The 23,244-nt window shown below is 71.4% G+C and carries 18 protein-coding genes and 1 riboswitch; of the genes, 7 read left to right on the forward strand and 11 right to left on the reverse strand.

Translation table 11 applies throughout. From position 1 onward, the window contains the following. The first annotated feature begins 221 nt into the window (after window positions 1-221). Window positions 222-488 carry a hypothetical protein gene (locus QR78_RS09140; RefSeq protein WP_048427198.1) on the forward strand — a complete coding sequence of 89 codons (267 nt, stop codon included), beginning with the start codon at window positions 222-224 and terminating at the stop codon, window positions 486-488. A gap of 13 nt (window positions 489-501) precedes the next feature. Here the strand turns inward: QR78_RS09140 and QR78_RS09145 are convergent, their stop codons facing one another. From QR78_RS09145 to QR78_RS36450, 7 genes are all read right to left on the reverse strand, one after another. Then, window positions 502-1,266: a sulfite exporter TauE/SafE family protein gene (locus tag QR78_RS09145; protein ID WP_048427199.1), complete on the reverse strand. Its 765-nt coding sequence runs from the start codon at window positions 1,264-1,266 to the stop codon at window positions 502-504. A gap of 12 nt (window positions 1,267-1,278) precedes the next feature. Continuing rightward, window positions 1,279-1,485, reverse strand: a complete 207-nt coding sequence (locus QR78_RS09150) for a hypothetical protein (RefSeq protein ID WP_048427200.1) — start codon at window positions 1,483-1,485, stop codon at window positions 1,279-1,281. Window positions 1,486-1,609: 124 nt separating this feature from the next. After that, window positions 1,610-2,014, reverse strand: a complete 405-nt coding sequence (locus QR78_RS09155; RefSeq protein ID WP_048427201.1) for an ACT domain-containing protein — start codon at window positions 2,012-2,014, stop codon at window positions 1,610-1,612. Next, complete coding sequence (locus QR78_RS09160; protein WP_048427202.1) at window positions 2,011-2,448, reverse strand: acyl-CoA thioesterase; 438 nt, start codon at window positions 2,446-2,448, stop codon at window positions 2,011-2,013. Before QR78_RS09160 ends, QR78_RS09155 begins: the two co-directional genes overlap by 4 nt. A 171-nt stretch (window positions 2,449-2,619) precedes the next feature. Continuing rightward, the gene (locus QR78_RS09165; protein WP_048427203.1) at window positions 2,620-3,447 is read right to left on the reverse strand and encodes an aldo/keto reductase; all 828 of its coding nucleotides are present in this window, start codon (window positions 3,445-3,447) and stop codon (window positions 2,620-2,622) included. 92 nt (window positions 3,448-3,539) lie between these two features. After that, the gene (locus QR78_RS09170; protein ID WP_048427204.1) at window positions 3,540-4,766 is read right to left on the reverse strand and encodes an ABC transporter substrate-binding protein; all 1,227 of its coding nucleotides are present in this window, start codon (window positions 4,764-4,766) and stop codon (window positions 3,540-3,542) included. A 217-nt stretch (window positions 4,767-4,983) separates the two neighbouring features. Continuing rightward, window positions 4,984-5,184: riboswitch (cobalamin riboswitch) on the forward strand. Continuing rightward, window positions 5,169-5,291 carry a hypothetical protein gene (locus QR78_RS36450; protein WP_280137045.1) on the reverse strand — a complete coding sequence of 41 codons (123 nt, stop codon included), beginning with the start codon at window positions 5,289-5,291 and terminating at the stop codon, window positions 5,169-5,171. (Overlaps the previous riboswitch by 16 nt.) A gap of 157 nt (window positions 5,292-5,448) precedes the next feature. On the opposite strand from QR78_RS36450, the gene QR78_RS09175 reads away from it, so the two are divergent. From QR78_RS09175 to QR78_RS09185, 3 genes are all read left to right on the forward strand, one after another. Then, window positions 5,449-7,584 carry a TonB-dependent receptor gene (locus QR78_RS09175; RefSeq protein ID WP_048427205.1) on the forward strand — a complete coding sequence of 712 codons (2,136 nt, stop codon included), beginning with the start codon at window positions 5,449-5,451 and terminating at the stop codon, window positions 7,582-7,584. Then, window positions 7,584-9,035, forward strand: coding sequence for a PepSY domain-containing protein (locus QR78_RS09180; protein ID WP_244276300.1), 1,452 nt, complete (start codon window positions 7,584-7,586; stop codon window positions 9,033-9,035). The genes QR78_RS09175 and QR78_RS09180 overlap by 1 nt, the downstream gene beginning before the upstream one ends. 643 nt (window positions 9,036-9,678) lie before the next feature. Continuing rightward, window positions 9,679-11,967, forward strand: a complete 2,289-nt coding sequence (locus tag QR78_RS09185; protein WP_048427206.1) for a putative bifunctional diguanylate cyclase/phosphodiesterase — start codon at window positions 9,679-9,681, stop codon at window positions 11,965-11,967. Between the two features lie 154 nt (window positions 11,968-12,121). Here QR78_RS09185 and QR78_RS09190 read toward each other — a convergent pair whose 3' ends face one another. Both QR78_RS09190 and QR78_RS09195 read right to left on the reverse strand, forming a co-directional pair. Next, on the reverse strand, window positions 12,122-13,126 hold the full coding sequence (locus QR78_RS09190; protein ID WP_053220848.1) for a DMT family transporter: 1,005 nt from the start codon (window positions 13,124-13,126) through the stop codon (window positions 12,122-12,124). 28 nt (window positions 13,127-13,154) lie between these two features. Beyond that, window positions 13,155-14,045 (reverse strand): hypothetical protein, encoded by an 891-nt coding sequence (locus tag QR78_RS09195; protein ID WP_048427207.1) that lies wholly within the window; start codon window positions 14,043-14,045, stop codon window positions 13,155-13,157. Between the two features lie 294 nt (window positions 14,046-14,339). Here QR78_RS09195 and QR78_RS09200 point away from each other — a divergent pair, with 294 nt between their 5' ends. The 3 genes from QR78_RS09200 to QR78_RS09210 are packed head-to-tail and all read left to right on the forward strand — an operon-like array spanning window position 14,340 to window position 19,239. Next, window positions 14,340-15,164 carry an FAD binding domain-containing protein gene (locus QR78_RS09200; RefSeq protein ID WP_048427208.1) on the forward strand — a complete coding sequence of 275 codons (825 nt, stop codon included), beginning with the start codon at window positions 14,340-14,342 and terminating at the stop codon, window positions 15,162-15,164. Next, complete coding sequence (locus QR78_RS09205; protein ID WP_048427209.1) at window positions 15,161-17,908, forward strand: molybdopterin-dependent oxidoreductase; 2,748 nt, start codon at window positions 15,161-15,163, stop codon at window positions 17,906-17,908. Before QR78_RS09200 ends, QR78_RS09205 begins: the two co-directional genes overlap by 4 nt. Beyond that, window positions 17,899-19,239, forward strand: a complete 1,341-nt coding sequence (locus QR78_RS09210) for an NCS2 family permease (RefSeq protein WP_048427210.1) — start codon at window positions 17,899-17,901, stop codon at window positions 19,237-19,239. Before QR78_RS09205 ends, QR78_RS09210 begins: the two co-directional genes overlap by 10 nt. A gap of 230 nt (window positions 19,240-19,469) precedes the next feature. On the opposite strand, the gene lexA is transcribed toward QR78_RS09210, so the two are convergent. Both lexA and uvrB read right to left on the reverse strand, forming a co-directional pair. Beyond that, window positions 19,470-20,210: a transcriptional repressor LexA gene (gene lexA / locus QR78_RS09215; RefSeq protein ID WP_048427211.1), complete on the reverse strand. Its 741-nt coding sequence runs from the start codon at window positions 20,208-20,210 to the stop codon at window positions 19,470-19,472. Between the two features lie 221 nt (window positions 20,211-20,431). Beyond that, complete coding sequence (gene uvrB, locus QR78_RS09220) at window positions 20,432-23,230, reverse strand: excinuclease ABC subunit UvrB (RefSeq protein WP_048427212.1); 2,799 nt, start codon at window positions 23,228-23,230, stop codon at window positions 20,432-20,434. Between the last annotated feature and the right edge of the window lie 14 nt (window positions 23,231-23,244).

Consider the following 23,244-nt stretch of genomic DNA (forward strand, 5'->3'; position numbering starts at 1 on the left):
CGCATCCCGCCGCCCGACCCCGCGGCGTCGCCAGGTCTCGGAACCGGACCGCAGCATCGACGACGACGAAGTCCCGGAACATCGCCAAGCTCCGGAACAACTCCAAATTCCAGAACAACTTCAGGTCTCGCATCGCTGCGGACCAGCGCCGCCCCGCCGGATCGACGCGGACCGGAGAGAGCGCGGCGCGGACCGCCCTGCCCCGCAGGATCGGGCGTGCCGTGACCGCACCGCGCAGGGCCGAGGCGCGGGTCGCGGCCCGGCCGGGGCGCCCCGTCGTCGAGAGGCTGCCGGCCCGGATCGGCGCGGTGCGGTATGTCCCGCCGCCGGACCTGCGGGAGCCCACCGATCTCTGGATCGATGCCAGGGCCGACCGGATCCGTCGCGCCCGGGACGGCGGCTACCTGGTGATGCGCCGCACGACGATCGAGGACGCGACCGGACGGCGGATGCAGCTCCTGCGTCCCCTCGACGACGAGGACGAATAGACCCCGCCCTCCGTCACAGCCACGGCCGCAGGGCGAGGTGGGTGCCGAGCAGCAGCAGGCCGATGAGGAAGGCCCGCCGGAAGGTCGGCGCCGAGACCCGGCCGCGCAGCCACTGCCCGGCCGCCATGCCGAGGAGCGCCGGCGCCAGGGTGACGAGGGACGCCGCCCCGGCGGCGAGCGGCAGCGCGCCCTCCCGGGCGAGCCCGGCGGCGAGCGCCACGGTCGAGACCGTGAAGGAGAGGCCGAGCGCCTGGATCAACCCGTCCCGGTCGAGGTTCAGCGCCTGGAGGTAGGGCACCGCCGGGATCACGAAGACCCCGGTCGCCCCGGTGACGAGGCCGGTGGCGAGGCCGACGAGGGGCGACAGCCAGGGCTCGGCCCGGGGCGGCACCCGGAGCGACAGGCCGGCGAGCCCGGTGACCGCGTAGGCGACGAGGGCGATGCCGAGCGCGCTCGCCGGCCCCGGACCGCGCGCCCCGGCGATCAGCCCGGCGCTCGCCACGGTGCCGACGGCGATGGCCGCCATCATCGGCCAGAGCCGCCGCAACAGGCCGCCGAACCGCGGACCGGCGAGAAGCTGCCAGATGTTGGTGACGAAGGACGGCACGATCAGCAGCGCCGCGGCCTGAGCCGGGGTCATCACGGTGGCGAGCAGCCCCACCGCCACCGTCGGCAGGCCGAGGCCGATCACGCCCTTGACGAAACCGGCCAGCAGGAAGGTGGCGAGGATCACCGCCCAGCCGAGCGGGCCGGCGCTGCCGGCGAGAAAATCGGTCACGGCGGGGTCCGGTCAGTCGCGGCCGATCAGGTCCTGGAGCATCGATTCCTGGCTCGGCCCCGGCGGGGCGGCGATCTCCGGCTGCCCGGGCCGCGGCGCGACCGAGGCATCGACCGGATGCCCTTCGAGGAGGAGGCCGGCGGCGAGGATCGCCAGGGCGAGGGCGACGAGCCCGAGCGGCCCCGGGCCGCCGGAACTGAGCGGGATGCGCGGTGGCATGGGTGGCGTCCTCCGGTTGCGACACCCCGAGCTTGGGCGGCGGCGGAGGGGGTAACAAGCCGTAAGGGACGAACGTTGCCTTCGTGCGGGCCGGAGGCCCGAGTAGGCCGGCCCGGGCCCGGCGTCAGGGCGTGGAAGGTCCGGCGAGGTCCCGCAGCAGGACCATCGCCTCCTCCACCCGCGCGGCCGGCACGAACAGATGATCGTGATGGAAGGCCGAGACCGCGTTGACGGCGAGGCCGGCCGCCGCGAGGCGCGCCGTCACGGCGGCGAGGAATCCGACGGCCGACAGGGAGGAATGGACCGCCAGCGTGATCCACCCGCACGGGAAGGCGCCGGCGAGCCCGGCCCGCGCCGCCTCGTCCTCGGGCAGGATCAGGGTCGTGCCCTCGGCCTCGCGAAAGCTCATCACGGGGGCGAGTCCCACCGGCACCGCGCCGTCCCGCAGGGTGACGAAGACGTAGATGCCGGGCTGCCGCTCCGGCCGCATCCCGGCGAGGAGCCGCGCGAGGTCGGTCTCGCCGCTCATACCGCGAGCGGGCCCAGCACCCGGCGCAGGTCCGCCGGCAAGGGCACCGGGCGCTGCGTCGCCCGGTCGACATAGACGTGGACGAAGTGTCCCTGGGCCGCGGCCTCCTCCTCGTCCTCGCGGAACAGCCCGACCTCGTAGCGCACGCTCGACGTGCCGAGATGCGCCACCCGGATCCCCGCGGTCACCCGGTCGGGAAACGCCATCGAGCGGAAATAGCGGCAGCCGGTCTCGACCACGAGGCCGATCACCGCGCTCCTGGCGATGTCGAGGGCGCCCTCGGCGATCAGCACGCTGTTCACCGCCGTGTCGAAGAACGCGTAATAGACCACGTTGTTGACGTGGCCGTAGACGTCGTTGTCGGCCCAGCGGGTGGTGATCGGCACGAAGCGCCGGTAGGCGGCGCGGGTCTCGGGGGGCGTGCGGCCGCTCACGGGCTGTCTCTCGGTCACGATCGGAATGGCCGAGCCTAAGCAGATTTCGCCGAAGTGGACACCGGTTCGGCGGCAAAAATCTGCGACACAACAAGAATCGGAGCGGGCGAAGCGTTGGCCTGCCGACGCAAGTCTGCTTGGGCCGGCCCGGCGCCGCCGATCAAGGTCGCATCACGCTCCGAACGTCTCCGGGTCCGGCCCCATCCGCCCCGCCGGGTCGTCGAGGGCCGTGATCCGCGCGAGGTCGTCGGCGTCGAGGGTGAATCCCGCGACGTCGCGGTTCTCGCGGATGCGGGCGGGCGTCGCGGATTTCGGGATCGCGACGTTGCCGATGTCGAGCTGCCAGCGCAGGACGACCTGGGCCGGGGTGCGGCCGTGCTTCTCGGCGATCGCCCGGATCGCCGGATCGTCCAGCACCCCGCCGCGGCCGAGCGGGGCCCAGGCCTCGGTGACGATCCCGGCCTCGGCATGGAAGGCGCGCAGGGCGGTCTGCTGGAAGCGCGGATGCAGCTCGACCTGGTTGATCGCCGGGGTCGAGCCGGAGGCGTCGATGACGCGCTTGAGGTGTTCGACCGTGAAGTTCGAGACGCCGATCGAGCGGGCGCGGCCATCCTCGCGCAGGCGCATCAGGGCGCGCCAGGTGTCGAGATAGGCGCCGCGCTGCGGCACCGGCCAGTGCACGAGATAGAGGTCGACGTGGTCGAGGCCGAGGCGGGCGAGCGAGTCCTCGCAGGCCCGCAGGGTTTCGTCGTAGCCGTGGCGGTCGTTCCAGACCTTTGTGGCGACGAAGATGTCCTCGCGGTTCAACCCGGAGGCCGCGATGGCGCGGCCGACCCCGGCCTCGTTGCCGTAGACCGCCGCGGTGTCGATCGAGCGGTAGCCGGCCTCCAGCGCCGCCCCGACGATCGCCGGCGCCTCCTCGTTCTCGAGCCGCCACACCCCGAAGCCGAGCTGGGGGATGCGCTTCCCGTCGTTCAGGGTCAGGACGGCGTCGGACATGGGAACACTCTCGGCGGGGCCTAACAGGGGTGCGAGCCCCTGATCTGGGTCGGGGCCCGCCGAAGTCGAGCCGGAGGCCTGGCGCGTCCCGCCTACTTCACCAGCGGGCAGCCGCCGTCGGCCATCGGCCGGAAGGCCTGGTCGCCCGGCACGGTGTCGAGGAGCTTGTAGTAGTCGTACGGCCCCTTGCTCTCGGCCGGGCTCTTCACCTCGTACAGGAAGACGTCGTGCACGGCGCGGCCGTCCTGGCGCACCGTGACGGTGCCGAAGAGCGGATCGGTGATCGGCTTCTCGCGCATCGCCGCCACGACCTTCTCGCCCTCGATCGTGCCGGTGTCGCGCACCGCCCGGAGGTAGGCCAGGGTCGAGGAATAGACGCCGGCATGGTTCTCGGTCGGCATCCGGCCGTTCATCCGCTCGGCGAAGCGCTTGGCGAAGGCGCGGGTGCCGTCGGTGCGGTCCCAGTAGAAGGCGCTGGCGAGCTGGAGCCCCTGCGCCGCCTTGAGGCCCAGCGCATGGGTGTCGGAGAGCTGCACGAACAGCGCGGCGAGCCGCATCTGCGGCATCACGCCGAACTCCGCCGCCTGCTTGACGGCGTTGATCATGTCGGCGCCGGTATCGGCGAGCGCCAGCACCTGCGCGCCCGAGCCCTGGGCCGAGAGCAGCGGCGAGGCGAAGTCGCCGGCATTGAGCGGGTGCTTGCTCGAGCCCTTCACGGTCCCGCCGGCGGACTTGAGCGCCACGGTCGCGTCGCGCTCCAGCGCGTGGCCGAGCGCGTAATCGACGGTGACGAAGTACCACGACTTGCCGCCGCGCGCGGCGATGGCCCGCGCGGTGGCGGAGCCCTGCGCCCAGGTGTCGGAGACCCATTGCACGGTGGTCGGCGCGCAGGCCTTGCCGGTGAGGTCGGAGGTCAGCGCGCTGGAGGCCAGCGCCACCCGGTGCCGCTCGCGCATCAGGTTCGAGACCGCCAGCGCCACCGCCGAGTTCGGCAGGTCGACGATGGTCGAGACGCCCTCCTGGTCGAGCCAGCGCCGGGCGGTGGCCAGCCCGATATCGGGCTTGTTCTGGTGATCGGCCGAGACGACCTCGACCTTCAGCTCGCCGGCCTCCTTCGAAAAATCCTCGACGGCGAGCTGCGCCGCCGTGACCGAGCCGGTACCGGCCTGGTCGGCGAAGGGCCCGCTCATGTCGCTGAGCACGCCGATCTTAATCGGCGCCTTGGCGTCCTGCGCCAGGGCGGAGGTGCCCGCGGAGGTGCCCAGAGCCAGCGACAGGGCGAGGCCGGCGAGACCGGCGGCCCGAGAGCGGAACGACATCGGGGGATCCTCCCAGGGAGCTTCTTGTCAGAGCTTATTCGCGGCCCGCGCGGGCCGTTCGGGCTTCTGTATGTCAGGGGTGCGGGGCGGCGTCGATGCGGGATCGCGCGGCGTGGTTGAGAAAGCTGAGGGGTTGCATCGGCGGGGTCCGTCGCGCCGTTCTTTTTCGCGACCGCGTCTTGGGCAACGGCCACGGTTGCTCCTTCGTTGCCGAATGGCTAAGCTCACCGCTGACGGTTCCCTCCGGGGATCAAAAGGGAACGCGGTGAGGGCTCGCCCGAGGCCGCGGCTGCCCCCGCAACTGTAAGCGGCGAGCTTTCCATCACGAACGTCACTGGGAACCCGCAACGGTCCCTGGGAAGACGATGGACGGCGACGACCCGTGAGCCAGGAGACCTGCCGTCAGCCGTGGTCACACGCGAGCACGTCGGGCGGGGTGTCCTGATGGGTGTCGAGGCGGAGGCGAGGAGCCTGCGTCGCGCCGTCGTTCGCGGTGACGTGCCACAGCCGCGTCACGTCCCGCATGTCCCCCGCCCTCCTCCCGCCACCCGCCGGTTCGGTGCACGGCCCGCGTGCCGTCCCATCACGGCGGCGGCGCGGAAGCACGAAATGTGACTATATAACGTTACATTTTCGATGGGCTCGGATAGGGACGAGGCGCACGCCTGCCCCGGAACTCCGCATGTCCCCCCGTCGCGTCTCCCACCTCGTCCCCGTCGCCGCCCTCGCCGCTCCGCTGCTGGGCGCAATCCCCGCACGGGCCGACGATCTCCCGCTCGATACCATCGACGTCGCCGGCCGCCGGAGCCGCGAGGTGGCGGCTCCCGGCCTCAACCTCGCGACGCCGGCGCGTTCCGGCAGCCGCCTCGGCCTCACCCCGCTCGAGACCCCGGCGAGCCTCGACGTCATCGGCGGCGAGACGATCCGGGCCCGGGGCCAGAACACCGTCGAGGAGGCGGTGACCCAGAACGCCGTCGGCATCACCAGCGTCGCCGGGCCCGGCAACGGCAACCTGTCCTTCGCCAGCCGCGGCTTCGTCGGGCCGAGCTCGGTGCAGCAGCTCTACGACGGCACCCGGCTCTATGTCGGGGTCGGCACCGTGACCTTCCCGTTCGACACCTGGTCGGCGGAGCGGATCGAGGTTTTGCGCGGGCCCGCCTCGGTGCTCTACGGCGAGGGCGCGATCGGCGGCATCATCAACGTGGTGCCGAAGAAGCCGGTCTTCACCGCGATCGGCGAGGCGCGGGCGGCAATCGGCTCGGACGGCGTGGGGCGGCTCGCCCTCGACAGCGGCGGCCCGGTCGGCGAGGACCTGGCCTACCGGATCAACCTCAGCGGCAACCGGGCCGACGGCTGGGTCAAGCCCGACGGCGATTTCCGCAACCTCGCCCTCTCGGCGGCGATGACCTGGCGGGTGACGCCCGACCTGACCGTCAGCCTCTCGCACGATCTCGGCTACAACGAGCCGACCCGCTACTGGGGCTCGCCGCTCGTCGGCAACCGGGTGCCCGACCGGCTGCGTTTCACCAACTACAACATCCGGGATTCGCAGATCGCCTGGTTCGACAACTGGACGCAGCTGCGCACCGAGTGGAACCCCACCGCCGACATCACGGTGCGCAACACCGCCTACCGGCTCTCGACCGAGCGGCACTGGCGCGACGTCGAGCAATACACCTACCAGCCGGCGACCGGCCTGATCGGCCGCAGCGACTACATCGAGATCTTCCACCACGAGGAGCAGATCGGGAACCGGCTCGACGCGACGTTCCGTGGCAGCCTGTTCGGCTTCAAGACCAGCACCGTCGTCGGCTTCGACGTCAACCACATCGCGTTCCGGCGCGACAGCAATGCGCCGTTCGGCGGCGAGAGCGCGGTCGACCCGTTCAACCCGGTCCCCGGCTCCTTCATCAACGTAGCGGGCACCCGCACCGACATCGTGTCGCGCACCCGCCAGGCCTCGGTCTTCGCCGAGAACCGGCTCGAATTCTCGCCCCAGCTCGCCCTGGTGACGGGGGTGCGCTACGACGCACCGACGGTGGCGGTGAACCGGCCGCTCGCAGGGGCCGCGTTCGAAAAGACCTTCGACTCGACGAGTTTCCGGGTCGGCGCCGTCTACACCCCGGTTCCGGATTTCGCGCTCTACGCGCAATACGCCACCGCCGCCGACCCGCTCGGCAGCCTGATCACCACCAGCGTGCCGCAATCGCAGTTCCGGCTCGCCACCGGCGAGCAGGTCGAGGCCGGCGCGAAGGGCCTGTTCGACGATGGCCGCGGCGAGTGGACGGTGGCGGCCTACCACATCGCCAAGGACAACCTGCTCTCGCCGATCCCCGGCCGGCCGACCGAGGTGGCGCAGGTCGGCAGCCAGTCCTCCCGCGGCGTCGAGGTCGCCTTCGCCTACCAGATCTCGGACGCCTGGCGCATCGAGGCCAACACCGCGCTGCTGAAGGCCCGCTACGACACCTTCTCGCAGAACACCGATGCGGGCCTGGTGTCGTTCGCCGGCAAGGTCCCGGTCGACGTGCCCCAGCGCGTCACCAACGTCTGGCTCGCCTACGCCTTCGCGCCGGGCTGGGTGGCGCGGGTCGGCGTCAACGATGTCGGGCCGGTGTTCAGCGACTTCGCCAACACGGCCAAGCGGCCATCCTACACGCTGGTGAACGCGACGCTCGACTGGCAGGTGACCCCGACCTCGCGCCTGTCGCTGCGCGGCTACAACCTCACCGACCAGATCTACGCGGTCTCGGGCAATCCCAATTCCTGGCTGCTCGGCCGGCCGCGCTCGGTCGAGCTCGCCTACCACGTCGTGTTCTGATGCGGATCGCGATGTCGGGGCCGGCGACGAAGGCGGCGGTCAAGCGGCTGAAGCGCTGGCTGCATCTCGGCCATCGCTGGCTCGGCATCGCCACCGGCCTCCTGATCCTCCTCTGGTTCGGATCCGGCCTGGTGATGCTGTGCGTCGGCTTCCCGACCCTCACCGAGGGCGAGCGGCTCGGTGCCCTGCCGCCGCTCGCCCCCGCCGGGGTGCGGATCACCCCGCAGGCGGCGGTGGAGCGGGCGGGCCTCGCGCACTTCCCCACCCGGCTGACGCTCGCGATGCGGGGCGGGGAACCGGCCTACTGGATCACCGATACCGACGGGCGCCGGCGGGCCCTGTCGGCGGCGACCGGCGATCCCGTGCCCCGGCTGACCGCCGAGAGCGCGACGGCGCTCGCCGCCACCCATCCGGCGGCCCGCGCCGTCACCGATCGCGGCACGGTGACCCGCGACCAGTGGACGGTGACGGCGCGCTACGATCCCTTGCGGCCGTTCCGCGTGGTGGCGCTCGGCGATCCGGCCGGGACCGAGCTCTACCTGTCTGCGGCGACGGGCGAACTCGCCCTCGACACCACCCGCACCGAGCGGGTGTGGAACTGGCCCGGCGCCGTCACCCACTGGATCTACCTGACGCCGCTCCGCGCGCGGGCGGGCCTGTGGCAGGACGTGGTCCTGTGGGTCTCCGGCATCGCGCTCGCCGGAGCCGTGAGCGGCTACGTCCTCGGCTTCGTCCGGCTGATGCACGACCGGCTGACGCCCTATCGCGGCTGGGCCGCCTGGCACCACCTCGCCGGGGTGGCGGGAGGGCTCGTCGTCGTCACCTTCCTCCTCAGCGGCTGGCTGTCGATGAACCCGCGCGGCTGGTTCGGTCCGCGTGGCGCCGATGCCGCCATGCGGGCGGCCTATGCCGGGCAGACGGCACCGATCTTCCCCCTCGGCCTCGACGCCCTGGCGCGGGCCCCCGCCGGCACCGTCGCGCTCGACTTCGCCTGGATCGGCGGGCGGCCCGTCATCCTCGCCTCCGGCCCGGGGGGCACGGCGCCGTGCTGCGGCACCGCGCTCCCCCCCGAGGCGATCGTCGCCGCCGCCCGGGCGATGCTGCCGGGGGCGCGCCTGCGATCGGTCATCCGGCTCGAGGCACCGGACGCCTACTGGTACGACCGCCACGGCGCGCCCACGCTGCCGGTCCTGCGCCTCGCCTTCGACGATCCGGCCGGCACCTGGTTCCACCTCGATCCCGCCACCGGGGCGATCCTGGGACGGACCGATCGCAGCGGCCGGGCCAACCGCTGGCTGTTCGATGCCCTCCATACCCTCGATGTCGGCCCGCTGGCCCGGAACCCGCCCCTGCGCCTCGCACTGATCGTCGCCCTGTCCGCACTCGGCCTCGTCATCGCGACGAGCGGCACGGTCCTCGGCTGGCGCCGCCTGCGCCGCCGGCGCGCTTGACGTGGCACACCCTGCCGGCCGATCGCGGCCGTTATCGGCACGATCGGCAATCACACGGAGAGTTGGCCACGCGCGCGGCAATGTTCAAAGCCTTCGCCAGGGACCGGATACCATTGGATCACCTGGATGCCTCTGGCAGACATTTTTCTATTCATGTGAATACGCTCATAGCCCGGCCGGATCGGTCGCCAAATCGTTTCCAGGATGATGCTCGCCTGGCCGCGGATCGGGACGGGCAGGATCGCAGGCGATGCATCGCATGACGCACGATCGACTGGCGAGAGGGCATGACATCGAGACGAAAGGCGCGCGATGCACCCGCCCGTCGATCTACAACGCGAACGAAGGCACTGAAACAATCGCTACCAATGGTTGCAATTCCAGCTCTCGACTTTGACCGCGTCGATGAACGCACGCCATGACCTGCATGGTGCAACAATCCTGCCCGTCTGAACCATGACGGACGAAGCTATACCGCGCAGCGGCACCGGATAGACCAAGCAGATCGGACCCGAAAACCTCGTCGCCGCAAGCTATGCCTTTGGACCAGCACGCGAAAATGTCGGAATAGGATGATCGGATTCAGATCCCGATAACTTTCACGGCGCATGATCGGCGGACTGACACCGCTGGACGAGCCGGGATGGCCGTGTACCTCAAGCAATTTCCCAGGTTCCTGGCGGAGCGCCGCGGGCCGGTGATCCTCGGCCTGATCGTGGTGCTCCTGCTCTGGCTCGGCGTCGCGGCCAAGCACGTGAACGACCTGCGCGGCGCGTTGCAGGATTCCGAGCGCACCACCCACAATTTCGCGATGGTGTTCGAGGAGAACGTGCTGCGCTCGATCGGCGAGATCGACAAGGCGCTGCTCTACATGCGGCGCAGCATCGAGAGCCGCGCCGGCCGGGAGGATTACGGTACGATCGTCAACACGACCGACCTCCTGAGCGAGATCATCGTGCAGGTGGCGATCATCGGGCGCGACGGCGTGATGCGGGCGACCAATGTCGGCCCGCAGCCGCCGCCGGCCACCGACCTCAGCGACCGCGACCATTTCCGCGCCCAGGTCGAGAACCCGGACGACGCCCTCTACATCAGCCGGCCGGTGATCGGACGGGCGAGCGGCCGGGTCTCGGTGCAGTTCAGCCGCCGCTTCCTCGGGCCGGACGGCCAGTTCGGCGGCGTGGTGGTGGCCTCGCTCAACCCGAGCCATCTGACCCAGTTCTACGACAAGATCGACCTCGGCAGCCCGGCCTCGATCTCGCTGATCGGCAGCGACGGGGTGGTGCGCTCGAGCGGCGGCGCCGGCGGCGGCTTCGGGGTCGGCGCCGACCTCTCTCGGACCGAGACCTACCAGAAGATCCGCTCGGGCCGCTCCGGCACCTTCACCCTCGCGATGCCCGACGGGGCGGAGCCGCGGCTGGTGACGATCCGCAAGGTGCGCGAGCAGCCGCTCTGGGTGAGCGTCAGCGTGCCGGAGGCCGAGATCTACCGCGATGCCCAGGCGACCCTGCGGATCGACGCCATCGCGGCGGCGCTGATCACCCTCCTCGTCGGGATCGCGGTGGAGAAGCTCCTGCGCATCGAGGCCAAGCGCTCCGAGGCCGAGGCCCGGGTCGCGCGCCTGGCCTCGCTCGACCCCCTCACCGACCTGCCGAACCGCCGGGTGTTCCGTGCCTCGCTCGAGGCGGTGGCCGCCAAGGGGGTCCCCCCCGGCAGCGCCCGGTACGCGGTGCTGTTCCTCGACCTCGACCGCTTCAAGATCGTCAACGACACCCTCGGCCACAAGATCGGCGACGACCTGCTCCAGGCGGTGGCCGTACGGCTCGCCGCCACGCTCGCGCCCGGCCAGGTCCTGGCGCGCCTGGGCGGCGACGAGTTCGCGCTGCTGGTGCCGCATGTCGGCGACCGGGCCGATCTCGAGACCCTCGCGGCGCGCATCGCCGAGGTGGTCCTGCCGCCCTTCGAGATCGGCAGCCACCAGATCCGCTCGAGCGTCAGCATCGGCATCGCGGTCGGACCCGAGGACGGCGCGAATGCCGACGACATCCTGATCGCCGCCGATCTCGCGCTCTACGCCGTGAAGGCGGGCAAGCGCGGCACCTTCCAGTTCTACGACCGCCAGATGAGCGAGGGGCTGGACGACCGGCGCCAGCTCGAGACCGACCTGCGCCGGGCGATCGAGCGGGGCGAGCTGGAGCTGTACTACCAGCCCTCCGTCGTCCTCAAGACCGGCGAGATCGCCGGGTTCGAGGCGCTGGCGCGCTGGCGCCACCCGGTGCGGGGCAACGTCCCGCCCACGACCTTCATCTCGATCGCGGAGGAATGCGGCCTCATCCACGCCATCGGCGAGTGGTCCCTGGCCGAGGCCTGCCGCAAGGCCGCGACCTGGCCCGACCGCCTGAAGATCGCCGTGAACCTGTCGCCGGTGCAGTTCGCCGGCCCGGACCTCGTCGGGATGGTGCGCGGGGTCCTGGAGCGCACCGGACTGCCGGCCCACCGCCTCGAGCTCGAGATCACCGAGCAGATGCTGCTCGACAGCGGCGAGGCGACGCTCGCCATCCTGCGCGACCTCAAGGCGCTGGGCCTGCGCGTCGCGATGGACGATTTCGGCACCGGCTATTCCTCGCTCAACTACCTGAGGAGCTTCCCGTTCGACCGCATCAAGGTCGATCGCAGCTTCGTCACCGGGCTCGGCTCCGGGGCCCAGAACGCCGCGATCATCCGGGCGGTCATCGACATCGCCCGGGCGCTCGGCATGCGCACCACCGCCGAGGGGGTGGAGACCGCCGACCAGCAGCACGTCCTGTCGCTGCTCGGCTGCGACGAGGTCCAGGGCTACCTGTTCAGCCGCCCGGTTCCGGCCGAGGAGGCGCAGGCCCTGATCAGCCGCTGGCGCCCCGAGGACCGGCGCGCGACGACGCGGGCGGCCTGATCCGTCCCGCATCGGGGCGGCACGACCCGGGATCGACGACGCGAACGGCAAAGCCCGGTCGCGCGCGGGAGAGGACGGCACACGAAAAGCCGGAGGTCCGACACGGCGGATCTCCGGCTTTTCGTCCTTTGACGGCCCCGGCGGGGCAGGCCCTTCAGCGCGTCGCGGGCTTACGGCGCAGCGCTGTCGCCCACCGGTGCATCGCCCGCCCCACCGCCCGACCGGGGAGCCCGAGGGGCGAGCGGCCGCGGCGCGTCCAGGTCTCGTGCCACAGGAGCAGCGCGCCGGCCGCCACCACGATCACGCCACCGACGACGAGGTGCAGGTTCGGGACCTCGCCGAAGGCGAGGTAGCCGAGGGCCATGCCCCAGACCAGCATCAGGTAGTAGAACGGCGACACCGCGGTGGCCGGCGCCGCGGACAGGGCCCGGGTCCAGAGATACTGCGCGCCGACATTCGAGGCGCCGAGCAGCCCGAACAGGGCGGCGTCGGGCAGGCTCGGCCAGCGGAAGCCGAAGGCGAGCAGCGCCGCATGGGCCGCGGTCATCACGGCCATCTGCCAGATCAGCAGGGTGCCGGGCCTCTCGGTCTTGGCCATGCCCCGCACCGCCACCGTGACGGTGCCGTACATCACGGCATTGCCGAGTGCGAACAGGGCGCCGACCTGGAGCGAGTCGGCGCCCGGGTTGGTCACCACGAGCACCCCGAGGAAGCCCACCACCAGGACGGCCCAGCGCACCGGGTCCGACGCCTCCTTGTGCCAGAGGATCGCCACCACGGCGGCGAAGAGCGGGGCCGAGAAGCCGATCGCCGTCACTCCGGCGAGGGGCATCAGGCCGAGGGCCAGCACCGTCAGCGTCTGCGAGATCGCCTGGGACAGGCCGCGGGCGACGTGGGCACCGGGCTTGGCGGTGCGGAACACCGACAGACCGGTCGCCGGCAGCATGAAGGCGCAGACCAGCCCGAAGGCGATCGAGGAGCGCAGGAACATCACCTCGCCGACGGGATAATGCGCGACGAGGTGCTTCGAGAACGCGTTCGACAGGGTCAGCAGCACCGTCGCCCCGATCATCAGCGCGATGCCGAGGGGGACGTTGTCGGCGGGACGATCGGCGACATCGGGACGATCGGCGGCCTGGGGGCGGGCGGCGCTCTGCATGGTCGGGCTCTCCGAAGCCGTCGCCGGATCAGGCGGAGGTCTGGGCGACCGGCTGGGCGTCCATGAACCAGGGCTTCACCCCGACGCCGCGGCGCAGGGAGTACATGTAGAAGATCGGCATCGTGGCCGGGAACAGGTCGCGGAACTCGCTGCCGTTGAAGGTGACGAAGACCGCCTCCGGGAAGGCCGCCGCGACGGCGCGCTTCTCGACCATGTTCATGCGGTGGTAGTCGAGGGCACCCTGCTCGGTGGAGCCCTCGCCGCGGTACCACTTGGCCGCGCAGGCGATCAGGCTCGCCAGGATCTCGCCGGACGGCTCCTCCTCGGCGGCGGCGGCGCCGATCTCCCGGGCGAAGGCGACGACGTCGCTGAGCCGGGTGCTGGCGAAGCCGCGGGCCTGGGCGGCGGCATCGATGGCGTCGAAATAGGCATTCATCGCCGCGGCCGGATGCCCGTTCAGCGTCGCGTGGGTGTCGGTGAAGATCAGCCGGAAGACCGCGCCCGGAGCGTAGACCTGGCGCACCCGCTCGGCGAGCTGGCCGAGATAGTCGAGGCAGGCGAGGTCCGGCGCGGCGATCTCGGCGCGCGGGCCCTTGCCCCAGTAGAGCACGAACTCGATCGGACGCCCGGCCTCGGCCGCCGCCTCGACCATCGGCACCAGACGCTCGGCGTTGCCGGGCTGCTCGCGCTTGAACGCCCAGGTGTTGAACGCCTTGATGACCGCGTCGGCATCGACGGGCTTCGGAGCCGCCGACTTGCGGCTGGACTTGCCGCTGGACTTGCCGCCGGACTTGCCCGACCGGGCGGCGGGCCCGTCCTGCCGCTGGTGCGAACTGGCCGATACCAGTTCGACCGCCTCCGACGCGGCGGCGAGAGCGTCGATGACGCTCGGGGAGCGCGGCGCCATGTCCTTCGTCATGATTGCGGACGGCACCGCGTGATCGAAAGTAATCTTGCTAAGGGTAGACATGGCGCCGACCTGTTCATCGTCCGGTATGCGCGAAAAATGTATTAATGACCTATTAAAGTCAAACGGATTGCTGACAAATAGTTAACGCGCCCTCGTAAAAGGATGTTCGCCGGCTCAGGAACGGGGCCCGGGCGGCCCGGACCGCGGCCGCCGCCACGTCGCAGCCGCGCTGGACAGGATCTTGCCTTATGGTGAGGCAGGCCCCGCCCGGGGCCGCGCCCCGGAGGATCGCGGGAACGACGCATGGACCTCGACAGCATCACGGAGGTGGTGGCCCCCCGCGCCCGCGACGCGCTGCCGGCGTGGCGGCCGGGCGACGCCTGGCTCGCCGGGGGGACCTGGCTCTTCTCCGAGCCGCAGGACGGGATCGCCCGGCTCATCGACCTGCCCTCCCTCGGCTGGGAGCCGCTCGCGGTGGATGATGCAGGCGTGCGGATCGCCGCGACCTGCCCCATCGCGGCCCTCGACCGGCTCGCGCTGCCGCCGGCCTTCCGGGCGGCGCCCCTCGTCGGCCAGTGCTGCCGGGCGCTCCTCGGCTCGTTCAAGGTCTGGAACGCCGCGACCGTCGGCGGCAACCTGTGCCTCGCGCTGCCGGCCGGGCCGATGATCGCGCTGACGGTCGCGCTCGACGGCGTGGGGTTGATCTGGACGCCGGAGGGCGGCGAGCGACGCCTCCCCGTCCGCGATCTGGTGCTCGGGCCGCAGGCGACGGCGCTCCGCCCCGGCGAGATCCTGCGCCGCATCGACCTGCCGGCGGCCGCCCTCGGCCGCCGCACCGCCTTCCGGCGGATCTCGCTCAGCCCCAACGGCCGCTCGGGCGCCCTGGTGATCGCCACCCTGGATTCCGCCGGCGCCTTCGCCCTCACGGTGACGGCCGCGACCCGGCGCCCGGTGCGGATCGACCGGCCCGCCCCGCCCTCGGCCGAGACATTGCAGGCGGCGCTTGCCGCCGCGATCCCCGACGGGCTCTGGTACGACGACGTCCACGGCGCGCCCGACTGGCGCCGCCACGTCACCGGCCTCCTCGCCGAGGAGACCCGGGCCGAGCTCGTGGGAGGCCGCGCGTGAGACTGACGGTCAACGGCACGAGCCACGAGGTCGCGCCCCGGCCCGGCCAATCCCTGCGCACCCTGCTGCGCGAACTCGGCTGGTTCGGGGTCAAGAAGGGCTGCGACGCGGGCGATTGCGGCGCCTGCACGATCCATCTCGACGGCGAACCGCTGCATGCCTGCCTGGTGCCGGCCTTCCGGGCGGCGGAGCGCCAGGTCACCACGGTCGAGGGCCTGGCGGGCCCCTGCGCGCCCGGGGACGGCGTGCCGGACGCGCTCCACCCGGTCCAGGCGGCCTTCGTCGCCGCGCAAGGGTTCCAGTGCGGGTTCTGCACGCCCGGCATGGTGATGACGGCGGCCGCCCTCGACCAGGGTCAGAGCCGCGACCTGTCGGCGGCGCTCAAGGGCAACCTGTGCCGCTGCACCGGCTACCGGTCGATCGCGGATGCGATCGAGGGCATCGCCGACGCGGCCGCGGGGATGGACGGATCGCCGGTGGCGCCCTGCCGGCACAGCCCCCCGGCCCCGGCCAGCGCCGCCGTGGTGAGCGGGCGGGCCCGCTACACCCTCGACCGCGACCTGCCGGGCGCGCTCCATCTCAAGGTGCTGCGCTCGCCCCATCCCCATGCGCGGATCGTCCGCATCGACACCGCGGCGGCCCTGGCGGTGCCGGGCGTCGTGCGGGTGCTGACCCATGCGGACGCGCCGGACCGGCTCTTTTCCACCGCCCGGCACCAGAACCCGGGCGACGACGCCAGCGACACGCGGGTGCTCGATCCGGTCCTGCGCTTCGTCGGCCAGCGCGTCGCCGCGGTGCTCGCCGAGACGGAGGCCGCCGCTGCCGCCGGCTGCCGGGCCTTGATCGTGGACTACGAGGTGCTGCCGGCCTGCCTCGATCCCGAGCGGGCGCTCGACCCCGATGCCCCCCTGGTCCACGGCGCGCGGCCGACGGGCGAGGACGCCCCGCCGCTCCATCCCCATCCCAACCTCGCCGCCGAGGCGCATGGCGAGATCGGCGACGTGGCCGCCGGTCTCGCGGCGGCCGACGTGGTGCACGAGGGCACCTACCGCTCGCAGCGGATCCAGCACGCGCATCTGGAGACCCACGCGGCGATGGGCTGGCGCGACCCGGACGGGCGCCTCGTCCTCCGCTCCAGCACCCAGGTGCCGTTCCTCACCCGCGACGCCCTCTGCGCCCTGTTCGATCTCCCGCGCGAGAAAATCCGGGTCGAGTGCGGCCGGGTCGGCGGCGGCTTCGGCGGCAAGCAGGAGATGCTGACCGAGGACCTCGTGGCGCTGGCCGTGCTGGCCACCGGCCGGCCGGTGCGCTGGGAACTGACCCGCACCGAGCAGTTCACCGCCACCACCACCCGCCACCCGATGCGGGTGCGGGTGCGCCTCGGGGCGCGGGCCGACGGCACCCTGACGGCGATCGACCTCCAGGTGCTGTCGAATACCGGCGCCTACGGCAACCATGCCGGCGGCGTGCTGCATCACGGCTGCAACGAGGTGATCGCGGTCTATCGCTGCGCCAACAAGCGGGTCGAGGGCTATGCCGTCCACACCCACACCCTGCCGGCCGGGGCCTTTCGCGGCTACGGGTTGAGCCAGACCATCTTCGCGGTCGAATCCGCCATGGACGAGCTCGCCCGCGCGCTCGACCTCGACCCGTTCGAGCTGCGGCGGCGCAACGTCGTCCGCCCCGGCGACCCGATGGTGTCGACGAGCCTGGAGCCGCACGACGTCCAGTACGGCAGCTACGGCCTCGATCAATGCCTCGACGCGGTCGCGGCGTCCCTGGCCGAGCCCCCTCCCCCCGCCCCGGCGGGCTGGCGCACGGGATCGGGCATGGCGCTGTCGATGATCGACACCATCCCGCCGCGGGGCCACTTCGCCGAGGCGCGGATCGCGCTCGAGGATGGCCGCTACGTCCTGCGCGTCGGCACGGTGGAGTTCGGCAACGGCACCTCGACGGTGCACGGCCAGATCGCCGCGGAGGCCCTCGCCACCACCCCGGACCGGATCTCCTTGCGCCAGGGCGACACCGACGCGGTCCCGCACGATACCGGCGCCTATGGCAGCACCGGCATCGTGGTCGCCGGCCAGGCGACGTGGCGCGCCGCGGAAACGCTCGCCGCTCTCCTGCGGGAGCGCGCCGCCGCCCGGCTCGGCGTCGATCCCGCCGCCTGCCGGCTCGACGGCGACGGCGTGAGCGCGGGAGACGCCCGGGTGAGGCTCGCCGAGCTCGGCCCCGCGGAGGCGGTGGGGCACGCCGACGGCAGCCCGCGCTCGGTGGCGTTCAACGTCCAGGGCTTCCAGGTCGCGGTGCGGCCGGAGACCGGCGAGGTGCGGATTCTGCGAAGCGTCCACGCCGCCGATGCCGGCCGGGTGATGAACCCGGTGCAGTGCCGCGGCCAGATCGAGGGCGGCGTCGCCCAGGCTTTGGGCGCGGCGCTCTACGAGGATCTGGCGATCGACGCCGCGGGCCGGGTCGCGACCCCGACCTTCCGCACCTACCACATCCCGGCCCTCGCCGACGTGCCGCGCACCGAGGTGATCTTCGCCGACACCCATGACGCGGTCGGGCCGCTCGGCGCCAAGTCGATGAGCGAGAGCCCGTTCAACCCCGTGGCGGCGGCGCTCGCCAACGCCATCCGGGACGCGACCGGCGCGCGGCTGACCGCGACGCCGTTCGCGCCCGACCGGATCTTCCGACAGATCGGCACCACGACCCAGAGCGGCGAGGAGGAGCGATGGACCTGAAACGCGACGACGGCCTGACCCGGCCGAATGGATTCCTGGAGCGCACCTTCGCGCTCACGGCAAACGGCACCACCATACGCACGGAATTGCTCGCCGGGCTCACCACCTTCCTGACGATGGCCTACATCGTCTTCGTCAATCCCAACATCCTGGGCGATGCCGGGATGCCCAAAGGGGCGGTGTTCGTCGCGACCTGCCTCGTCGCGGCGATCGGCTCGCTGGTGATGGCGTTCTACGCCAACTATCCGATCGCGCTCGCGCCCGGCATGGGGCTCAACGCCTATTTCGCCTACGTGGTGGTGCTCCAGATGGGCTACACCTGGCAGGCGGCGCTCGGCGCGGTGTTCATCTCCGGCCTGTGCTTCATGGCCGTCACGCTGACGGGGCTGCGCCGGATCATCGTCGAGGGCATCCCGCGATCGATGCGGATCGCCATCACGGTCGGCATCGGGCTTTTCCTGGCGATCATCGCGCTCAAGAGCGCCGGGGTGGTGACGGCGAGCCCGGCGACCTTCGTGACGCTCGGCGACCTGCACAAGCCGAGCACGGTGCTGGCGGTACTGGGCTTCCTGATCGTCGCGGTGCTCTCCGTGCGCAAGGTCCGCGGCGCGCTGCTCGCCGGCATCCTCACCGTCACGGCGTTGAGCTTCATCGTCGCCGACAATACCTTCCAGGGCGTCGCCTCGCTGCCGCCCTCGATCGCCCCGACGCTGTTCGCCCTCGACATCAAGGGCGCGCTGTCGGGCGGCCTGCTCAACGTGATCCTGGTGTTCTTCCTCGTCGAATTGTTCGACGCCACCGGCACGCTGATGGGCGTCGCCAACCGGGCGGGACTGCTCACGCAGGGCAAGATGGAGCGGCTCGACAAGGCCCTGATGGCGGATTCCTCGTCGATCTTCGTCGGCTCGCTGCTCGGCACGTCGAGCACCACGGCGTATCTGGAGAGCGCGTCGGGCGTCGAGGAGGGCGGCCGCACCGGGCTCACCGCCGCGACCGTGGCGGTCTTGTTCCTGGCCTGCCTGTTCTTCGCGCCGCTCGCCGGCTCGGTCCCGGCCTATGCCACGGCCCCGGCCCTGTTCTACGTCGCCTGCCTGATGCTGCACGAATTGGTCGATCTCGACTGGGACGACCTGACCGAAGTGCTGCCGGCCTGCGTGACGGCGCTGCTGATGCCCTTCACCTACTCGATCGCCAACGGCGTCGCCTTCGGCTTCATCACCTATGCGGTGATCAAGCTGCTCACCGGGCGGTTCCGGGAGGTGAAGCCGGTGGTGTGGGTGATCGCCGCGGTGTTCCTGTTCAAGTTCGTGGCGACGGGCAGCGCGCACTGACGGGCGGCACCGCCAAAACCCTCCCCCCTCTGCGGGGGAGGGTGGCCTGCGGAGCAGGCCGGGAGAGGGGACGCCGCTTCCGGAAAAGACCTGAACCGTTCTGGCGGGCGCTCCCTGGATCCGCGTCGCGCCGCCCCTCTCCCGGCCCCTGCTGGCGCAGGGTCCACCCTCCCCCGCAGAGGGGGGAGGGTTCAGAGCCGCGCGCCCTGCAAGGAAGGGCCAGTGTGGTTTCAGTACTTCCGCACCAAACTCACCAGCCGGCCCTGGATCCGCACCCGGTCCGGCCCGAGCACCCGGGTCTCGTAGGCCGGGTTGGCGGCTTCCAGCGCGATCGACGAGCCGCGGCGGCGCAGGCGCTTGAGGGTCGCCTCCTCGTCGTCGATCAGCGCCACGATGATGTCGCCGGTATTGGCGGTCTCCTGGCGGCGGATCACCACGAGGTCGCCGTCGAGGATGCCGGCCTCGATCATCGAGTCGCCGCGCACCTCCAGGGCGTAGTGTTCGCCGCTGGCCAAAAAGTCCGGCGACATCGCCACCGTGCGGCTCTGGCTCTGGATCGCCGAGATCGGCGTACCGGCGGCGATCCGGCCCATCACCGGCACGCTGACCGAGTGACCGTTCTCGTCCGAGGCGGTCGCCATGGCGGGAATGCCGGCGGGCCGCTTCGGCTCGTGGGCGCGCCCACCCTCGACGACGCTCGGGTTGAACCGCACCACCTCGGCCCCGGCCGCGGGCGCCGTCGCCGGCCCCGTCACCGTGTCGGGAATGCGGATCACCTCGATCGCCCGGGCCCGGTTCGGCAGGCGGCGCAGGAAGCCGCGCTCCTCCAGGGCGGTGATCAGGCGGTGGATGCCCGACTTCGACTTGAGATCGAGGGCGTCCTTCATCTCGTCGAAGGACGGCGGGACTCCCGTCTCGCGCATTCTCTGCTGAATGAAGCGGAGCAGGTCCAACTGCTTACGCGTGAGCATGTGACACTCTCATCCCCGCGCTGCCGCGCTCCGGAAACAAATCGCGAACATGGTAAGCGTTCCGCAAGTGTTCCGCAAGCGGCTTCGAGAAAGCGGCGCGCGGCCGCAGCAACCGGGGTGATAGACGGGGATATCGCGGGTCGAACGGACGATGAGGCGTGCCCCGCGCGGGGTCCGACCGGCGCGGGGACTGTCCACCGCACCGGCCTCTTGCATGGGCCTCAGCCCCGGCCCTTGCGCCCCTTGTATTTCGGCTTCTGGCCCGGAAAGCCTTGCGTCGAGCGGCCGGTCGGGCGCTCGGCGTAGGAGAACGGCACTTCGCGGTCGGTGCCCGGGCCCATGTCGTCGAGGTCGGGCTGGCGGATGCGGGTGCCCTCGTCGGAGGTGCCCTTGCCGCCCGGGCCATAGCCCAAGGGCTCCGCGCCGCGACGCTTGCGCTTGGCGCCGAAGCGGCCGGCTTCGCGCTCGACGTCGGCCTGCTCGGCCATCGGATCGTCGGCGATGGAGAGCTCCGTCGCCTGGAGCCGCTTGAGCTCGTCGCGCAGGCGCGCCGCCTCCTCGAAGTCGAGATCGGCGGCCGCCGTCCGCATCCGCTTCTCGAGATCGGCCATCACGGCCTTGAGGTTGTGGCCCACCGTGACGGCGGATTTCGCGAGCCCCGTATCGACCTGGACGTGGTCGCGCTCGTAGACGCTCTCCAGGATATCGGAGATGTTGCGCTTCACGCTCTGGGGCGTGATGCCGTGCTCCTCGTTATAGGCGAGCTGCTTCTTGCGCCGGCGCTCGGTCTCGGCCATCGCCCGCTCCATCGAGCCGGTGATGTGGTCGGCATAGAGGATGCAGCGGGCGTCGGCGTTGCGGGCGGCCCGGCCGATGGTCTGGATCAGCGAGGTCTCGGAGCGCAGAAAGCCTTCCTTGTCGGCGTCGAGGATGCCGACGAGGGCGCATTCCGGGATGTCGAGGCCCTCGCGCAGCAGGTTGATGCCGATGAGCACGTCGAAGGCACCGAGCCGCAGGTCGCGGATGATCTCGATCCGCTCCAGCGTGTCGATGTCCGAGTGCATGTAGCGCACCCGCACGCCGTTCTCGTGCAGGTACTCGGTCAGGTCCTCGGCCATGCGCTTGGTGAGCGTGGTCACGAGGGTGCGGTAGCCGGCGGCGGCCACCTCCTTCACCTCGCCGAGGAGATCGTCGACCTGCGAGCGGGCCGGGCGCACCTCGATCACCGGATCGACGAGGCCGGTCGGGCGGATGACCTGCTCGGCGAAGACGCCGCCGGTCTGCTCCAGCTCCCACTTCGCCGGCGTCGCCGAGACGTGGATCGATTGCGGGCGCATCGCGTCCCATTCCTCGAACCGCAACGGGCGGTTGTCGAGGCAGGAGGGCAGCCGGAAGCCGTATTCGGCGAGCGTCGCCTTGCGGCGGAAGTCGCCCCGGTACATGCCGCCGATCTGCGAGACCGTGACGTGGCTCTCGTCGGTGAAGACCAGGGCGTTGTCGGGCAGGTACTCGAACAGGGTCGGCGGCGGCTCGCCGGGCTTGCGGCCGGTGAGGTAGCGCGAATAATTCTCGATGCCGTTGCAGGCCCCCGTCGCCTCGATCATCTCGAGGTCGAAGGTGCAGCGCTGCTCCAGGCGCTGGGCCTCGATCAGCCGGCCCATCCGGGTCAGCTCCTCGACCCGCCACTTCAGCTCGTCCTTGATGCCCTTCACCGCCTGCTGGAGGGTCGGGCGCGGCGTCACGTAGTGGCTGTTGGCGTAGACCTTGACGAATTTCAGCGTGTTGAGGGTCTTGCCGGTGAGCGGGTCGAACTCGGAGATCGCCTCGATCTCGTCGCCGAACAGGCCGATGCGCCAGCCGCGATCCTCCAGGTGGGCCGGCCACAGCTCGATCACGTCGCCGCGGACCCGGAAGGTGCCGCGGGCGAAATCGGACTGGATGCGCTTGTATTGCAGCGCCACCAGATCGGCGACGAGCTGGCGCTGCTCGATCTTCTCGCCGAGGGAGACCGTGAACGACATCGCCGTATAGGTCTCGACCGAGCCGATACCGTAGATGCACGACACCGAGGCGACGATGATGACGTCGTCGCGCTCCAGCAGCGCCCGGGTGGCCGAGTGGCGCATCCGGTCGATCTGCTCGTTGATCGAGGATTCCTTCTCGATGAAGGTGTCGGAGCGGGCGACATAGGCCTCGGGCTGGTAATAGTCATAGTAGGAGACGAAATATTCGACTGCGTTGTCGGGGAAGAAGCTCTTGAACTCGCCGTAGAGCTGCGCCGCCAGGGTCTTGTTGGGGGCGAGGATCAGGGCCGGGCGCTGGGTCTCCTCGATGACCTTGGCCATCGTGAAGGTCTTTCCGGACCCCGTGACCCCGAGCAGGACCTGATCGCGCTCCTGGCCCTGCACGCCGGCCACCAGCTCGGCGATGGCCCGGGGCTGGTCGCCGGCCGGGGTGAACTCGGAATTCAGCCGGAACGGGACGCCGCCCTCGGATTTCTGCGGCCGCTCGGGCCGGTGCGGGCGCCACAATTCGCCGTTCTTGAACAGCGGGTTGCCCTCGGTGAGGAGCTTGGTCAGCGCGTCGACCGTGGCCGAGACGCCCTCGGCGGCCAGCGACCCGCGCTCCTCCACCGCCTCGGACGGATCGAGGCCGCCGGCGGCCTCGGGCTCGCGCAGGCCGAGCGCCTGGGCGAGCCTGGGATCGACATCCGCCGCCGTGCCGTGCGCGAAGGCGGCCTGCGGCGCCTCGCCGAAGCCGTCGGGAGCCGACGTTTCGGCCCGCTTCGTGCGACGCGCGGGTTTCGCTTCCGAGACCGGGCCGGGCGCCGGCTTCGCCGCCGCGGCATCCTTGCGCGGGCGGCCCCGCTTGGGCGGCTCGGGCGGGGGCGGCTCGACGACGGGCAGGCGGTCGCGGTTCAGCGCCGGGTTCAGCAACTCGGCGAGGAAAGGGTCCAGCGGCTTCAGCTCGGGCTTCGAGGCCTTGCCGGTCGACGGGCGGAGCTTCTTCGGGGCGGGCATGCGGCAGATATGGC

This window comes from Methylobacterium indicum, from assembly GCF_001043895.1.
In the GTDB taxonomy this organism is placed as follows: Bacteria; Pseudomonadota; Alphaproteobacteria; order Rhizobiales; family Beijerinckiaceae; genus Methylobacterium; species Methylobacterium indicum.

Excerpts from the sequence above, each read along its gene's own strand:
- QR78_RS09170 (WP_048427204.1), bottom strand. The coding sequence starts at position 4,766 with ATGTCGTTCCGCTCTCGGGCCGCCGGTCTCGCCGGCCTCGCCCTGTCG.
- QR78_RS09165 (WP_048427203.1), bottom strand. The coding sequence starts at position 3,447 with ATGTCCGACGCCGTCCTGACCCTGAACGACGGGAAGCGCATCCCCCAG.
- QR78_RS09200 (WP_048427208.1), top strand. The coding sequence starts at position 14,340 with ATGGACCTCGACAGCATCACGGAGGTGGTGGCCCCCCGCGCCCGCGAC.
- uvrB (WP_048427212.1), bottom strand. The coding sequence starts at position 23,230 with ATGCCCGCCCCGAAGAAGCTCCGCCCGTCGACCGGCAAGGCCTCGAAG.
- QR78_RS09175 (WP_048427205.1), top strand. The coding sequence starts at position 5,449 with ATGTCCCCCCGTCGCGTCTCCCACCTCGTCCCCGTCGCCGCCCTCGCC.
- QR78_RS09190 (WP_053220848.1), bottom strand. The coding sequence starts at position 13,126 with ATGCAGAGCGCCGCCCGCCCCCAGGCCGCCGATCGTCCCGATGTCGCC.
- lexA (WP_048427211.1), bottom strand. The coding sequence starts at position 20,210 with ATGCTCACGCGTAAGCAGTTGGACCTGCTCCGCTTCATTCAGCAGAGA.
- QR78_RS09180 (WP_244276300.1), top strand. The coding sequence starts at position 7,584 with ATGCGGATCGCGATGTCGGGGCCGGCGACGAAGGCGGCGGTCAAGCGG.
- QR78_RS09210 (WP_048427210.1), top strand. The coding sequence starts at position 17,899 with ATGGACCTGAAACGCGACGACGGCCTGACCCGGCCGAATGGATTCCTG.
- QR78_RS09195 (WP_048427207.1), bottom strand. The coding sequence starts at position 14,045 with ATGACGAAGGACATGGCGCCGCGCTCCCCGAGCGTCATCGACGCTCTC.
- QR78_RS09155 (WP_048427201.1), bottom strand. The coding sequence starts at position 2,014 with ATGAGCGGCGAGACCGACCTCGCGCGGCTCCTCGCCGGGATGCGGCCG.
- QR78_RS09150 (WP_048427200.1), bottom strand. The coding sequence starts at position 1,485 with ATGCCACCGCGCATCCCGCTCAGTTCCGGCGGCCCGGGGCCGCTCGGG.
- QR78_RS09185 (WP_048427206.1), top strand. The coding sequence starts at position 9,679 with ATGGCCGTGTACCTCAAGCAATTTCCCAGGTTCCTGGCGGAGCGCCGC.
- QR78_RS36450 (WP_280137045.1), bottom strand. The coding sequence starts at position 5,291 with ATGCGGGACGTGACGCGGCTGTGGCACGTCACCGCGAACGACGGCGCG.